14 protein-coding genes are annotated in these 13,069 nt (G+C 73.2%); 10 read left to right on the forward strand and 4 right to left on the reverse strand.

Annotated elements, in window-relative coordinates; genetic code table 11:
* Nucleotides 1–9 precede the first annotated feature (9 nt).
* The 3 genes from ACIPAE_RS22345 to ACIPAE_RS22355 all read left to right on the forward strand — a co-directional run bounded on the left by ACIPAE_RS22345 (nt 10) and on the right by ACIPAE_RS22355 (nt 3,978).
* Nucleotides 10–942, forward strand: a complete 933-nt coding sequence (locus ACIPAE_RS22345) for an N-acetylneuraminate synthase family protein (RefSeq protein WP_328468362.1) — start codon at nt 10–12, stop codon at nt 940–942.
* A 92-nt stretch (nt 943–1,034) separates the two neighbouring features.
* Complete coding sequence (locus ACIPAE_RS22350; protein WP_402447411.1) at nt 1,035–2,093, forward strand: hypothetical protein; 1,059 nt, start codon at nt 1,035–1,037, stop codon at nt 2,091–2,093.
* 421 nt (nt 2,094–2,514) lie between these two features.
* The gene (locus tag ACIPAE_RS22355; RefSeq protein WP_402447412.1) at nt 2,515–3,978 is read left to right on the forward strand and encodes a glycosyltransferase; all 1,464 of its coding nucleotides are present in this window, start codon (nt 2,515–2,517) and stop codon (nt 3,976–3,978) included.
* 61 nt (nt 3,979–4,039) lie between these two features.
* Here ACIPAE_RS22355 and ACIPAE_RS22360 read toward each other — a convergent pair whose 3' ends face one another.
* Nucleotides 4,040–4,894: a DUF3152 domain-containing protein gene (locus ACIPAE_RS22360; RefSeq protein ID WP_402447414.1), complete on the reverse strand. Its 855-nt coding sequence runs from the start codon at nt 4,892–4,894 to the stop codon at nt 4,040–4,042.
* A gap of 279 nt (nt 4,895–5,173) precedes the next feature.
* Between ACIPAE_RS22360 and ACIPAE_RS22365 the strand changes: the two genes are divergently transcribed.
* Genes ACIPAE_RS22365 through ACIPAE_RS22375 form a run of 3 tightly spaced genes read left to right on the forward strand, consistent with a single transcriptional unit; the run spans nt 5,174 to nt 7,960 of the window.
* Entirely contained in the window at nt 5,174–5,854 is a 681-nt protein-coding gene (locus ACIPAE_RS22365) for a response regulator transcription factor (protein WP_366412376.1), read from the forward strand.
* 25 nt (nt 5,855–5,879) lie between these two features.
* On the forward strand, nt 5,880–7,367 hold the full coding sequence (locus tag ACIPAE_RS22370) for an ATP-binding protein (RefSeq protein ID WP_402447641.1): 1,488 nt from the start codon (nt 5,880–5,882) through the stop codon (nt 7,365–7,367).
* On the forward strand, nt 7,364–7,960 hold the full coding sequence (locus ACIPAE_RS22375; protein WP_402447416.1) for a hypothetical protein: 597 nt from the start codon (nt 7,364–7,366) through the stop codon (nt 7,958–7,960). The genes ACIPAE_RS22370 and ACIPAE_RS22375 overlap by 4 nt, the downstream gene beginning before the upstream one ends.
* Nucleotides 7,961–7,979: 19 nt before the next feature.
* On the opposite strand, the gene ACIPAE_RS22380 is transcribed toward ACIPAE_RS22375, so the two are convergent.
* The 3 genes from ACIPAE_RS22380 to ACIPAE_RS22390 form a co-directional block, all read right to left on the reverse strand.
* Nucleotides 7,980–8,231, reverse strand: coding sequence for an NUDIX hydrolase (locus ACIPAE_RS22380; RefSeq protein ID WP_402447417.1), 252 nt, complete (start codon nt 8,229–8,231; stop codon nt 7,980–7,982).
* A 66-nt stretch (nt 8,232–8,297) separates the two neighbouring features.
* Nucleotides 8,298–8,471 carry a hypothetical protein gene (locus ACIPAE_RS22385; RefSeq protein ID WP_402447419.1) on the reverse strand — a complete coding sequence of 58 codons (174 nt, stop codon included), beginning with the start codon at nt 8,469–8,471 and terminating at the stop codon, nt 8,298–8,300.
* A complete protein-coding gene (locus ACIPAE_RS22390; protein WP_402447421.1) occupies nt 8,468–9,088 on the reverse strand; it encodes an ATP-binding protein in 621 nt (206 codons plus the stop codon). The genes ACIPAE_RS22385 and ACIPAE_RS22390 overlap by 4 nt, the downstream gene beginning before the upstream one ends.
* Nucleotides 9,089–9,350: 262 nt before the next feature.
* On the opposite strand from ACIPAE_RS22390, the gene ACIPAE_RS22395 reads away from it, so the two are divergent.
* The 4 genes from ACIPAE_RS22395 (at nt 9,351) to ACIPAE_RS22410 (ending at nt 12,825) form a co-directional block, all read left to right on the forward strand.
* Complete coding sequence (locus ACIPAE_RS22395) at nt 9,351–10,607, forward strand: helix-turn-helix transcriptional regulator (RefSeq protein ID WP_402447423.1); 1,257 nt, start codon at nt 9,351–9,353, stop codon at nt 10,605–10,607.
* 19 nt (nt 10,608–10,626) lie between these two features.
* Complete coding sequence (locus tag ACIPAE_RS22400; protein WP_366412383.1) at nt 10,627–10,995, forward strand: hypothetical protein; 369 nt, start codon at nt 10,627–10,629, stop codon at nt 10,993–10,995.
* Between the two features lie 73 nt (nt 10,996–11,068).
* Nucleotides 11,069–11,587: an ArsR family transcriptional regulator gene (locus tag ACIPAE_RS22405; RefSeq protein WP_366412384.1), complete on the forward strand. Its 519-nt coding sequence runs from the start codon at nt 11,069–11,071 to the stop codon at nt 11,585–11,587.
* Nucleotides 11,578–12,825: an MFS transporter gene (locus tag ACIPAE_RS22410; protein WP_329365549.1), complete on the forward strand. Its 1,248-nt coding sequence runs from the start codon at nt 11,578–11,580 to the stop codon at nt 12,823–12,825. Before ACIPAE_RS22405 ends, ACIPAE_RS22410 begins: the two co-directional genes overlap by 10 nt.
* Nucleotides 12,826–13,069 lie beyond the last annotated feature (244 nt).

A 13,069-nucleotide genomic window follows, 5' to 3' on the forward strand; every position in this document is an offset into this window, starting at 1 on the left:
GGAACAGCCGTGACCACCTCCCTCCCCGCCAACCTCCGCGCCGTCGGCTCCCGCCACATCGGCAACGGCCAGCCCGTGTACGTCACCGGCGAGATCGGCATCAACCACAACGGCGACCTGGAGAACGCGTTCGCCCTGATCGACGCGGCCGTGGCCGCGGGCTGCGACGCGGTCAAGTTCCAGAAGCGCACCCCGGAGATCTGCACCCCGCGCGACCAGTGGGAGATCGAGCGCGACACCCCCTGGGGCCGGATGACCTACATCGACTACCGGCACCGGGTCGAGTTCGACGAGGACGGCTACCGCGCGATCGACGAGTACTGCCGCAAGCGGGGCATCGACTGGTTCGCCTCCCCGTGGGACGTGCCGTCCGTGGAGTTCCTGGAGAAGTTCAACGTGCCGGTGCACAAGGTCGCTTCGGCCTGCCTCACCGACGACGAGCTGCTCCAGGCGCTGCGCGCCACCGGCCGTACCGTGGTGCTGTCCACCGGCATGTCGACGCCGAAGCAGATCCGGCACGCGGTGGAGGTGCTCGGCAGCGACAACATCGTGCTGTGCCACGCCACTTCGACCTACCCGGCGAAGCACGAAGAGCTCAACCTGCGCATGATCAACACCCTCCAGTCCGAGTTCCCGAACGTCCCGGTCGGCTACTCCGGCCACGAGGTCGGCCTGCAGACCACGCTCGCCGCGGTCGCGCTCGGCGCGGTCTTCGTGGAGCGGCACATCACCCTCGACCGCGCCATGTGGGGCTCGGACCAGGCCGCGTCTGTCGAGACCCAGGGCCTGGAGCGCCTGGTCCGCGACATCCGCATCATCGAGACCTCGCTGGGCGACGGCGTCAAGAAGGTCTACGACGGTGAGCTGGGCCCGATGAAGAAGCTGCGCCGGGTGCCCGGTGTGGTGGCCGAGTCCGAGCAGTCGGTCGACGCCACGGTCTGAACGGTCCGCTGCCCCGCGCCCCCGGGTTCGCCGAGGGGCGCGGGGCGGAGTTGACGGCGGGATCGTGCACCCGCCCACCGAAAGGAACCCTCATGGCCGACCGGCCCGCCCCACCGGGTGCCGTCGCGCTCGTCGAGTCGCCCGTGCAGCTGCTCAACGTGCTGGAGTGGGGCCACGTCCGCCCGCCCGCCGCACCCGGTGAGCGCGCGGAACCCCTCACCATCGTGGTGCTCTCGCCCGCCGACCCCACCAGCCGGGGCCAGTTGAAGCGGATGGCCGAACTCGCCCGGGACGAGGGCGCGTTGGTGCGGTGGTACGAAGCGCGGGGCGGTCGCGGCGGGTTGCTGCGCACCGCGTGCGCGCTCGCGCCGACGCTGCTGCGGGTGCGGCGGCTGGTGATCGGCGACCCGTTCTCCCGGCTGGTCCAGGTGCTGCTGCCGCTGTGCCGGGCGAAGGACATCACGGTGGTCGACGACGGCACCGCGACCATGGAGTTCACCGAAATCCTGGCCCGCGGCGGGAAGTTGGTGCGCTGGCACCGCAGCGGGCGGCGCCGTTCCCCGGCGGACGTGGCCTTCGGCGTCTTCGCGCGCACCGCGCGGCGCCGGCTCACCCCCGGCCGGCGGCACCGGATCGAGCTGTTCAGCGCGATGCCGGCCACGCCGCCGCCCGGGATGGCGCTGCGGGCCAACCGGTTCGCCTGGACCCGGGGGCGGTTCGGGCCGCCGCGGACGCTGGCCGGTACCGACCTGATCGGCACGTCGCTGGTCGAGACCGGTGTGGTCGATCCCGAGCGGTACCTCGCGGTGGTGCGCGGGCTGGCCGAACGGCACGGTGCCCGGCGGTACTTCGCGCATCGGCGGGAGGCGCCGGCCAAGTTGCATCGGCTCGCCGCGGAGACGGGGCTGGAGATCGTGCGGCCGGACCTGCCGCTCGAACTGGTCGCTCGGCGCGGGCCGATCGGGCGGTCCGTGCTGTCCTTTCCTTCGACGGTCGTCCACACGTTGCCGCTGGCGCTGGCCGGAACCGGGGTGACGATCACCGTCTGCGACATCGATCAGGAATGGCTCACCACGGCGGCTTCGCCCCGCGCCCACACCTTCCTGTCCGACATCACGGACAAAGCCCGCACCCTCCACAACCTGATGTGACCGGGGCACCCCGACCCGCCCGGGGTGGTGTGCCCTGTCGGTTCAGGGACCACCTGCCGGTGGGTGGCCGCGCGCGGTTCTCCCCCCAGAGCTTCGCCTGGGTGGGAGCCCCCCGGCGGAGCCAGGGGGAGTGCCCCCACGCGCCCCCGGGTTGGTGGCCCTCTTCTCGCGGAGGGAGCCGCACACATCCAGGGCCGCGGGGAACGCCCCCAGAGGGGGTACCCCCAGCGACCAGCCACAGCGGACCGCGAGGTCCCGGCACTCGCAGGACGGGGCAGCCCGGAGGGGACCCCACCCACCGGCTGGTCGTCCCTGAACCGACAGGACGGGGAAACCCGGGGGGTCGCGTTCGTTCACTTGGAGGGGGTCGGATACGGGAATGGCGGAGCCCTCAGCCCGGCCGACGCTGCGCGTGGCAATCGTGACGGATGGTGTGTTGGACGGTGACTCCCGAGCCATGCGCGTGGCGGCGGCAGCCGACTCCGCGGGGTACGGCGTCACGCTGATCGGAGCGGGCCCGGCGACCGCGGCCCCGCGGGGCGTGGCCGTACGCGAGGTGACCGTCGGCTCGCCGCTCGGCGGCTACCGGGAGCGCCGCCCGCGCCCGGGTCTGCGCTGGCCGCTGGCCTACCGCGGCGCGGAGTCGTACGAGCGCCGCACCGCCCTGCTCGCCGCACACCGCTCCCTGCACGCCACCCGCGCCGCCGAACTGGACGTGGTGCACCGCCCGTTGCCGCTGCAAGCGTTCGCCAGGGCCGGCCACGGCCTGACCGCGGTGCGGCTGGCGGTACGGGCCGGGTGGACCGGACTGCGGGCCGCGCAGCACCGCGCCGCGGTGGAGCGCCGCCGTACCCCGGACGCACGGCTCGACGACCTCGTCGCCGAACTCGCCCGCCTGCTGCGCGGACGGCGGGCGTGGCGGCGGCTGGACCCGGGCCTGCTGGACCAGGAGATCGGCTACGGGCCGGTGCTCGACGAGGTCCGCCCGCACCTGATCCACGCGCTCGGGCACCGCGCGCTGGCCCTGGCGATCCGGGCCGCGCTGCGCGCGGAGGGCGCCGGGCACCGGATCGAGGTGGTGTGGGACGCGCCGCCGCGTATCCCCGCCGCCACCCGCCGGGCCGCCGTCGCCGACGACGCGCTGCTGCGCTCGTACGCCCGCGAGGCCGACGGCGTGGTCACCGTCGGCGACCGCCTCGCCGGCGAACTGCTGGTGCGCCATGGCCTGTCCACGCTGCCCACGGTGGTCCGCAACACCCCGCCGCTGGCCCGGATCGCCGACCGCCGCGACTCCGGCGTACGCGCCCGCTGCCGGCTCGGCCCCGAGGTGCCGCTGCTGGTGCACGCCGGTCCGGTCACCCCCGACCGCGGCCCGTTCACGGTCGTCGAGGCGCTGCCCAAGCTCTACGACCTGCACGCCGCGTTCGTGGTGCCCGACCCGGACCACCCGCACCTGGCGGAGTTGCGGGACCGCGCCGCCCAACTCGGCGTGCACGCCCGCCTGCACGTGGTGCCGTACGTCCCGGTGCCGGAGGTCCCCGCGTTCCTGTCCTCGGCCGACATCGGGGTGCTGCCGGTGCACCAACTCCCGCATCATCAGACGGTTCTGGCCACCCGCTACTACGAATACGCGCACGCCCGGCTGCCGGTGGTCGTCTCCGACGTGCGGGCGATGGCCGCGGCCACCCTCGAAGTCGGCAACGGCGAGGTCTTCCGGGCCCGCGACACCGCCGACTTCGTGCGCGCGGTCGGCGCGGTGCTCACCAACCCGCGCCGCTACCGCAAGGCGTACGACCGGGTGGAGGTGCTGCGCCAGTGGTCCTGGCAGACCGAGTCGGCGCCGCTGCTCGACCTGTACGCCCGGCTGCTCGGCCCGTTGCGCTGACTGTCCGCCCGACCCGTTGCGCTGACGGGTGGGCGGCTCCGCCCGGCCGGCCCCGGCGTTCTCAGGCGACCGGCGGGCCCTGGATGTAGTGGCCGTTCGTGTCGTACGGCCAGGCGTTGGCCTTGCAGCCGTGCAGGCCGTCGATCTGCTGCATCATCACGGGGGCGAGTTTGCCGGGGCCGGGGCAGCCCTCGTGGCCGTGGCCGATGCGGTGGCCGACCTCGTGGTTGATGATCAGGGCGCGGTAGTCGTGGATCGGGCCGCTGAACTCGGGCGAGCCGAGGAGCCAGCGCTTGAGGTTGACCACGACGGTCGCGCCGACGTCGCAGTTGACCTCGCCGTGGGTGTGCAGGCCGGCGGCGCCGCAGATCTTGTCCACCGTGTCGGGGGTGGCGATCTTGATGACGAAGTCGGCGGGGCCGGAGGAGACCAGCTGGAAGCCGTCGTGGCCGTCGTCGGTCCAGCCGCGCGAGTCGGCGAGGATGCCCTGGATCTCCTTCGCCGCGGCCGCAGAGGCCACGCCCGTACCGCCCTCGACCTGCACTTCGTAGCGGCGGATGTTGCCGTGCCCGGCCGCCTTCGCGGAGGCGTCGGCGGTGCTGAAGTCGCCCGAGCCGTGTTCCGGGACCGTGGGCGTACCGGGCTTGGCCGGGGAACTCACGGCGGGGGAACCCGCGGCGCGAGCGGCCTTCGACGGTGCGGGCTCGCCGGCACCGCCCGTGGCCGCGCCGGTCGGGACGCCGCCGGCGGTCGCCGAGGTACCCGCGTGGGCCTGCCCGCCCGAGCGCACCGTGACGAGCGTCACCCCGAGCAGCGCCAGGAAGATCAGCCCGAACAGCAGGTACGCCCCGCGGCCGAGGGACGTCCTCCCGCCGCCGTGCGCGCCGGCCCCCCGCTTCCGTGCCCTGCTTCCCATTCCCGGTCCTCTCCGATCGACGATGCCGCGGCGCGCGCGCCGGCGGTGCGAAGGGGGAGGGGGGCCTGGCAACCGCGCACCGTGCGTGCGGACTTCAGGCTCGCGGCCGTAGATGATGACGCTTGGCCCATTCGGTCACGAACGCGTCACGACCTGTCGGATGTCGCCTGCTGGGGGCGGTTGGCGGGTCCGCGATCCATGTGACCGTTCTGCAACAGTTGACGCGCGAAGGGGGTCCGGCCGGGCCGCCCGCCGGAGGGCGTGCACATACTGATGCGCGTGTCCCGCGTCCTGCTGATCGAAGACGACCCCGCCGTGCGGCGGGGCCTGGAGTGGGCGCTGCGGCACCGCGGGCACACCGTCACGGCCGCGCCCACCGGCGAGGAGGGCCTGGCCCTGCTCCGCCCGCACCGGCCCGACGTGGTCGTGCTCGACCTGATGCTGCCCGGCATCCCCGGGCTCGACGTCTGCCGCCGGATACGCGAGAACGACCAGGTCCCGATCATCATCGTGACCGCCCGCGGCGACGACGTGGACGTGGTGGTCGGGCTGGAGGCGGGCGCCGACGACTACGTGGTCAAACCGGTGCGGGCCGGCGTGCTGGAGGCCCGGATACGCGCGGTGCTGCGCCGTACCGCCCCCGATGCGACCGGCAGCACCCGGCCGGTCCCGCGGACGTACGGCGACCTGGTCGTCGACCGCGCGGCCATGGTGGTCACGCACCGCGGCGAGCCGGTGCCGCTCGCCCCCTCCGAACTGCGCCTGCTGCTGGCCCTGTCGGCCTCGCCCGGCCAGGTGCTCAGCCGCCAGCAACTGCTGGAGCAGGTCTGGGAGCACACCTACCACGGGGACGTCCGGCTGGTGGACGCCTGCGTGAAGCGGCTGCGCGGCAAGCTCGGCGACAACCCCGGCTGCATCGAGACCGTACGCGGTTTCGGCTACCGCTTCCGCGCGGTGTGAGGGCGGCCGGACGCCCATGGTCAGGATGCCCGGCGCGGTACGCAGCCTGCGCTTCCGCCTCGTCGCCGGCTTCGGGCTGATCGCCGTGGTGAGCGCGCTCGGCACCGGCGCCCTGACCTTCCGCGAGGCCCGTACCGGGGTGCTCCAGCAGAGCCAGGACACCGTCGTCAACCAGTTCCGGGACAGCGTCGACGCGTTGACGCCCGGCATCCCGTCCCGGCCCCGACTGCCCGAACTGGCCTCGCTGGTGGACAACCTCGCCTCGACGCACCGCTCCCAGCACTGGCGGGTGCTGGCCACCTACGGCGACCTGCGGGCCCCGTCCCGGGCCGGCGACTCCTTCCCCGAACTGACCGCGTCGCTGCGCCAGTCGGTACGCACCCGCCAGGTGGCCGTCTTCCAGCGCGTGCACACCGGCGGCGGCTCCTCGCTCGTGGTCGGCCTGCCCGTCGTCTACGGCGCCGGCGACGGCACCCGGGTCGGGTCCGGGCTGGCGCTCTACCTCGTGGTGCCGCAGACCACCGAGCAGCGCTACGTGACCGCGCTGGTCAGGGCCGTCGAGCGCGCGGCGCTGCCCGCGCTGTGCCTGGCGGTCCTGCTGGCGCTGTTCGTCGCCCGCGGCGTGCTGCGCCCGGTCCGCGCGCTGCGCCAGGCGACCCGCAGGATGGCCGCCGGGCACCTCGACACCCGGCTCAGCGTCAACGGCTCCGACGAACTCGCGGACCTGTCCACGGCGTTCAACGAGACGGCGGTCGCGCTGGAGCGTTCGGTGTCGGAGCTGCGCCGGATGGAGGCCCAGGCCCGCCGGTTCGTCGCGGACGTCTCGCACGAACTGCGCACGCCGCTGGCCGCGATGTCGGCGGTGACCGACGCGCTGGACGAGGAGGCGCCGCGTCTGGAGCACGGCACCGCCGAGGCCGTCCAGCTCATCAGCGAGGAGACCGAGCGGCTGGTCCGGCTGGTGAACGACCTGATGGAGGTCTCCCGGTTCGACGCCGGCGCGGCCGAACTCCACCTCGACGAGATCGACCTGGCCGAGTCGGTGCGGCGCACGCTGGCCGCGCGCGGCTGGCAGGACCAGGTGGTGCTACGGCTGCCCGCGCCCGGGGAGTTGCGGATGCCGGTCGACCCGCGGCGCTTCGACGTGGTGGTGGCCAACCTCGCCGGCAACGCGCTGCGGCACGGCGCCGCCCCGGTCACGGTGTCGCTGGAGAAGGGCTCTTACGGGCCGGACGGTCGGGGCGGCGGGTGGGTGCGGCTGGTCGTGGCCGACCGCGGGCCCGGGATCGCGCCGGAGGCGCTGCCGCACGTCTTCGACCGCTTCTACAAGGCGAGTTCGGCACGGACCCGGAGCGAGAGCAGCGGACTCGGGCTGGCGATCACCGCGGAGAACGTGCGGCTGCACGGGGGCCGTATCCGCGCCGACAACGCGCCCGGGGGCGGCGCCGTCTTCACGGTGGACCTGCCGGGCCCGCGGGACGGGTCCGCCGCGCGCCCCGGGCGGGACGCGTGAACGGGCGCCGCGCGGGCGCGATGACCGCGCTCGGGGCCGCGGCGGCCGTACTGCTCGCCGGCTGCGGGGTGCCCACCACCGGCGTCGTCGACGTGGGGGAGCCGGCGAACGGGCTCGCCACGGCGCCGGCCGCACGCTCCGAGGCGGTCGCCTTCTTCCTGGACGGCGAGCGGCTCCAGGCGGCCGGGCGCAACGTGTCGGGCGAGTCCGATCCGGTGACCGCGGCGGTGGACCTCCTCTTCGCCGGCCCCGCCGCGGTGGGGCGGCCCGACCTCACGACACGGCTGCCCCAGCCGCCGGTCACCGCCGACGTGCGGACGGAGGGCCGTACGGTCACGGTCCGGCTGCCCGCCGGCGTGCGGCGACTCGACCCGCTCGCGATGCGGCAACTGGCGTGCACCGTCGTGGTGGCCTTCCCCGCGGCCCTGTCGCTACCCGCATGGCCCCCGCCCTCGGGCGAAGCCGCACCTCAGCCCACCACGGCACCCGTCCGGGTCGAGGTGACCACCCCCGGCTGGCACCTCGCACAGACCGCCCCCACCTGCCCCCCACCCTCCCTCCCCTTCGCCACCTCCACCAAGCCCCCTTCGTAGCCGTACCGCCCTCTGAGGTTCAGCCGCGCGCGACGGCCTCGTACGGATGGACCCGCGCGGACGAGGACAGTACGAGCGCGAAGGAGCCGAGCGACCGCCGTACCGTCGCGGCCACGCCGGGCTCCTCACGCAGCTCACGCCGCGCCCAGTCCTCGGGGCTCTCGCCGGGTTCCCTTCGCCCCGCGGGCAGGAAGAGGCAGTCCCCGCCGTGCTCGAGAAGGCGGGCACTGAGCACGGCCACCAGGCCCTCCGCGTCGCGTGCGACGACCACCGAGGCGTCCCGGGTCGGCCCGGGAGGCGGGCCGGCGGCGCGGGACGTTCGGGCCCGTGCTCGACATCAGCGGGATTCCAGGTGCCACGGATCGGTGACCTCGTAGGTGCGGCCGCCGGGGTGGCCGGCGAAGGCGCAGCAGACCTCGTCCGTCGTCCGCGCAAGGCAGTCCGGCCGCGTGCTGATCTCGGCCGGGTGCCGCGCGTCGTTCCACGTGGTCCAGACCGAGCCGCTGCTCATGCCGGGAGTTCCCGTACGAGGGCCTGGTGGTCGCCGCTGCTGTGGGCCTGGAGGATGCAACGCAGGTCCCGGTCGACGTCGGTCGGGTCGGTGCCTTCGGTCGGCGGCAGGGCAAGTGCGGCGTCGCACAGCGCTGGGGGCAGGACGACCGGGCCTGCCACCAGTGGCTGGGGCGGTTGATCCCTACAGGCCAGTTGAAGCGCAGCCCAAACATGCTTGCCCCGCCCATCCAGTGACCGCTCGAACCCCCACCTGTTGTGGCACAGAGCGGAGATGATGTGGAGCCCGCGGCCGGATTCCGCGTGCTCTCCCGCGGACCTCAGCACCGGAGGCAGCGGGCTCTGGTCCCCCACCGAGACGTACAGACTTCCGGCAGCAGGACACAGCAGCATGGAGCACGACCACCGTTGGGGCTGCTCGCCACTCGATCTCGGCATGGCTGCGTGGCGCACCGCGTTGGTCGCCAACTCCGACACGACCGTCAGCGCGTCGAACGCGACCTCCTCCGCCACGCCCCAACGTGCCAGCGTCTGCCGCGTGTGATCACGCGCGAGCTGTATCGAGGCAGGTTCGCACGTCAGATCCAGCCTGCTGCAGAAGCCGGTGTCGAGTGACATCGTCCACACCTCCTGGTCGGGCGCAGTGCGGCCTTCCGCCGACATCAATCACCCACCGGACACAAAGGGCTACCGACCGAACACGGTGGCGGTACGGTGGTTCATCGGCTGGACGGCAAGTTCCCGTCGGACGCCGCGGTACCGAAAGGCAACCTGAGCCGGAGCTACGGGAACAGAGCAGACAGGGCACAGCTGTGACGCACAGTTGGTGCACCGGCCGCGCTGACCAGGGACTGTTCAGCGCGGACAACTGGGGGAAGGTATGGCGGCACGAAGGCAGTTGGCGAGACGCCGTAAAGCCCTCGGCTACAGTCAGGAAAGCCTTGCGGAGGCCCTCCGCGCGGATCGAGCAACGGTCGGGCGGTGGGAGCGCGGTGAAACCGATCCTCATCCCTACCTGCGTCCACGCCTGGCCGAAGCCCTCCGGGTCAGCGTCACCGAACTGGACGTACTGCTGTCGGCGGAAGACGGATCAAGGGCGGAGAGCCCAGAGGCGACCATCCCGCCGGAAACTCCCAAGACGCGCCCGGAAGAGGGGGACACCGACGAGATGATCAGACGCGACTTCCTCAGTCTGATGAGCCTGACCGGTGCGCTCATCTCGCTGCCCACCAGTGACGTGGGGTACCGCGCTGACGAGGCCCCGGTTGATGCTCAGGCGGCAACTCCTCACCTCTGGCAGGTTTACGGCCTCGCGAAGGCGAAGCGAAGCGTGTATCCGCTGGTGCGCGACCACCTTTCGGATCTGGCGTACACACTGGGCCGCCCGCATCCTGAGTTCCGCCACCGGGCGATCTGCGCTGAGGCGGCCGACCTCTACCAACTCGCCGGCGAGATCTACTTCGACGGCAACCGTTACACGCAGGCCGCGGAGTGCTACGCGCTCGCCGCCAGCGCGAGCAAGGAGGCGCGAAACGCCGACCTGTGGGCAGCCGCACTCACCCGGCACGCTTTCATCGGCATTTGTGAACGGCGCTTCCGGCAGACCAAGCCCCTCCTCGATGCAGCCGGCCTGCTTGCCTGCAAGGGAGACAGCCAGCTGTCCACCCGTTACTGGGTGGCGGCGGTTCAGGCGCAGGTCCACGCCGGTCTCGGCGACCTGGACGCGTGCAACCGCGCATTGGAAACCGCCCGGGAGGTACACCACCTCAACGCACCTTGCCCTGGTGGCTGGCTACGGTTCGACGGCTCCCGCCTGGACGAGGAACGCGGCAGTTGCTACGTAACGCTGGGGCGCCTGGACCTTGCCGAGACCGCCCTCAACGACGCACTCAGCCGCAAGCTCACGATGCGCCGTCGGGGGAGCGTACTCACGGACCTCGCGGAGATCGGCGCCCGGCGCCGGGACGTCGACTGCCTGCTCTCGTACGGAACCGCGGCCGTCGAGTTGGCCGAACGGACCTCGTCCGGGTACATCGGCAGGAAGTTGGAAGGGCTTCGTGGGCACCTCGCACCCTTCCTGACCGACAAGAGGGTCTTCGGCTTCGATGAACGCATCTCGTCACTGTCCGCCGCATGAGCGCGCAGGAGGAATCACGATGACCGAGCAGAGCAGGGCCTTTCGGGCAGCCTGGATCAAGGGCGTGACCACGCACTATCCGGGTGAACCGAAGGCGGGGTATGTCGCGCCGTGGGAGGAGATGCCCGACTGGGAGCGGGACGCGGCGGCCTCGGTGTACGGGCAGGTGGAGGACCTTCTGAAGGTCAGCGCGGGCGGCGCCGCCAAGCTGGGCCGGGAGCAGAAGGGGCGGTTCGTGTCGCTGTGCTGGATCGCCCAGATCCACCTGCACTTCCCCGATCCGAAGCCGTCCTACGTGGCGGACTGGGACGACCAGCCGGCCTGGCAGCGGGAGACCAACTCCGACATCTTCGAAGCGATCGAGCGGGCCGTCGGGATCGGGGCCTGACGCGGCACGGAGGCTGAGGTGCGCCCCGAAAACGTTTTGACGGTGCTTATATAAGTGCTGTTACATCGTGGGCATGGCGAGCAGAGAACCGGCGACCGGCCCCGCGGCGTACGACCCCTCCGAGGAGAGCGTGTGGCGGCCGCTGCGGCTGCTGCTCGGCGCGATGGACGACGACATCGCCCGCGTCTACGCCGACGCCGCGCTCGACGGCATCCGGCCCACCCATGTGATGGAACTGCTGCGGCTGCACGCCCGCGGCCCGATGACCATCACCGAGTTGGCCGCCTCCGTGCACCTGACCCACTCCGCGGTCAGCCAGAAGGTCGCCGCGCTGCGCAAGGCCGGGATGGTCCGTACGGTGCCCGGGGCGGACGCCCGCACCAAACGGGTCGCCCTCACCGCGAAGTCCCGCCGCATCATGCCCCGGCTGGCCGCGGAGTGGCAGGCCACCGAACAGGCCCTGGTCGAGCTGGAAGCCGAACTGCCGTACCCGCTCAGCCGGGTGGTGGCCGACATCGGGCAAGCCCTGGAGCGCCGCAGCTTCCACGACCGGATCACCGCACTGCTCGCGCGGGACCCGGCATGGCAGTGAGGCACCTGCTGGTCGACACCACCCCGCTGCGCGTCTCCCCGGCGTTCCGGCGGCTGTGGACCGGCCGCGCGCTGTCCGGCTTCGGCGGGCAGATGACGCTCGTCGCCGTCATGTACCAGGTGTGGCAGTCGACCGGCAGCACCGTGTGGACCGGCGCCGTCGGCCTGGCCCAGGCGATCCCGGTGGTCGCCCTCGGCCTGCCGGCCGGCGCGGTCGCGGACCGGGTGGACCGGCGCCGGCTCTGCCTGGTGATGGCCGTCGGCCAGGCGGCCTGCTCGGTGCTGCTCGCCGTCCAGGGGCTCGGCGGGCGCTTCCCGGCGGCCGCCGTGCTCGGCCTGGTCGCCGTGCAGTCGTCGTTCGGCGCGTTCTCCGGACCCGCGTCAGGCACGTTCCTGCCCCGGCTGCTCCCGAAGGAGTCGCTCGCCGCCGGACTCGCCCTGAACCGGGTCGCGTTCCAGGGGCAGATGCTCCTCGGCCCCGCGCTCGGCGGCCTGGTGATCGGCGCCTGGGGCGTCGGCGGCTGCTACCTGGTCGACGCGCTCTCCTTCACCGCCGGCCTCTACGGCCTGATCGGGCTGCCCGCGATGCTCCCCGGTGACGAACCGGCCCGCCCCGGACTGCGCGGTGTCGCCGACGGCCTGGCCTTCCTCGCCCGCACCCCGGCGGTGCGCGGCGCCCTGCTCACCGACCTGGCCGCCACCGTGCTGTCCATGCCGATCAGCCTCTTCCCGCTGGTCAACGCCGAACGCTTCGGCGGCAACCCGCGCACCCTCGGGCTGTTCCTCACCGCGGTCGCGGTCGGCGGGATCGGCGCCTCCGTGCTGTCCGGGTCCTTCACCCGGCTACCGCGCCCCGGCCTGGTGATGCTCTGCGGGTCGGCGCTGTGGGGCGTCGCGCTGACGCTCTTCGGCCTGTCGACGCGGCCATGGGTGGGGCTGGCCTGCCTGGTGGTGGCCGGCGCCGCCGACACGGTCGCGGTGGTCTCGCGCGGCACCATCGTGCGGCTGCACACCCCGAGCGCGCTGCTCGGCCGGGTCGGCGCGGCCGAACAGATCGTCGGCCAGGCCGGCCCGGACCTCGGCAACATGCGCGGCGGCCTGGTCGCGCACGCCTGGTCGGGTACGGCCGCGCTGGTCAGCGGCGGCGTCCTGTGCGTGGCCGCGGTCGCGATGGTCGCCGCGCGCACCCCGGGCCTGCGCCTGGCCCCCACCCACCCGGTCGACGCCCCTACGACCTGACCCCCGCCGGCACCCGGCCGTCCCGAGCCCCGCGCCACCCTCATTCCCGGACGCGCGCCCCGCCGTCCGGCCCCGTTCGCGCCCCCATCCCCGCCCCCGTTCCCGCCACATCGCTGTAACACCGGAGCCGTAAGGTGTGGGGCCGCACGTGTGAGGCGCCCTCAACGGTGCCGCGTTGCCTCGCGTCCACTCGTTCGTTGAGCGACTATGGATGTGTTCATGCCCGAACCCCAAAAGGGAGGGC

The organism is Streptomyces sp. NPDC087270 (assembly GCF_044744625.1).
Taxonomy (GTDB): domain Bacteria; phylum Actinomycetota; class Actinomycetes; order Streptomycetales; family Streptomycetaceae; genus Actinacidiphila.

Coding starts and splice junctions, on each gene's coding strand:
- ACIPAE_RS22350 (WP_402447411.1), top strand. CDS start 1,035: ATGGCCGACCGGCCCGCCCCACCGGGTGCCGTCGCGCTCGTCGAGTCG.
- ACIPAE_RS22360 (WP_402447414.1), bottom strand. CDS start 4,894: ATGGGAAGCAGGGCACGGAAGCGGGGGGCCGGCGCGCACGGCGGCGGG.
- ACIPAE_RS22370 (WP_402447641.1), top strand. CDS start 5,880: ATGCCCGGCGCGGTACGCAGCCTGCGCTTCCGCCTCGTCGCCGGCTTC.
- ACIPAE_RS22385 (WP_402447419.1), bottom strand. CDS start 8,471: ATGAGCAGCGGCTCGGTCTGGACCACGTGGAACGACGCGCGGCACCCG.
- ACIPAE_RS22390 (WP_402447421.1), bottom strand. CDS start 9,088: ATGTCACTCGACACCGGCTTCTGCAGCAGGCTGGATCTGACGTGCGAA.
- ACIPAE_RS22395 (WP_402447423.1), top strand. CDS start 9,351: ATGGCGGCACGAAGGCAGTTGGCGAGACGCCGTAAAGCCCTCGGCTAC.
- ACIPAE_RS22400 (WP_366412383.1), top strand. CDS start 10,627: ATGACCGAGCAGAGCAGGGCCTTTCGGGCAGCCTGGATCAAGGGCGTG.
- ACIPAE_RS22405 (WP_366412384.1), top strand. CDS start 11,069: ATGGCGAGCAGAGAACCGGCGACCGGCCCCGCGGCGTACGACCCCTCC.
- ACIPAE_RS22410 (WP_329365549.1), top strand. CDS start 11,578: ATGGCAGTGAGGCACCTGCTGGTCGACACCACCCCGCTGCGCGTCTCC.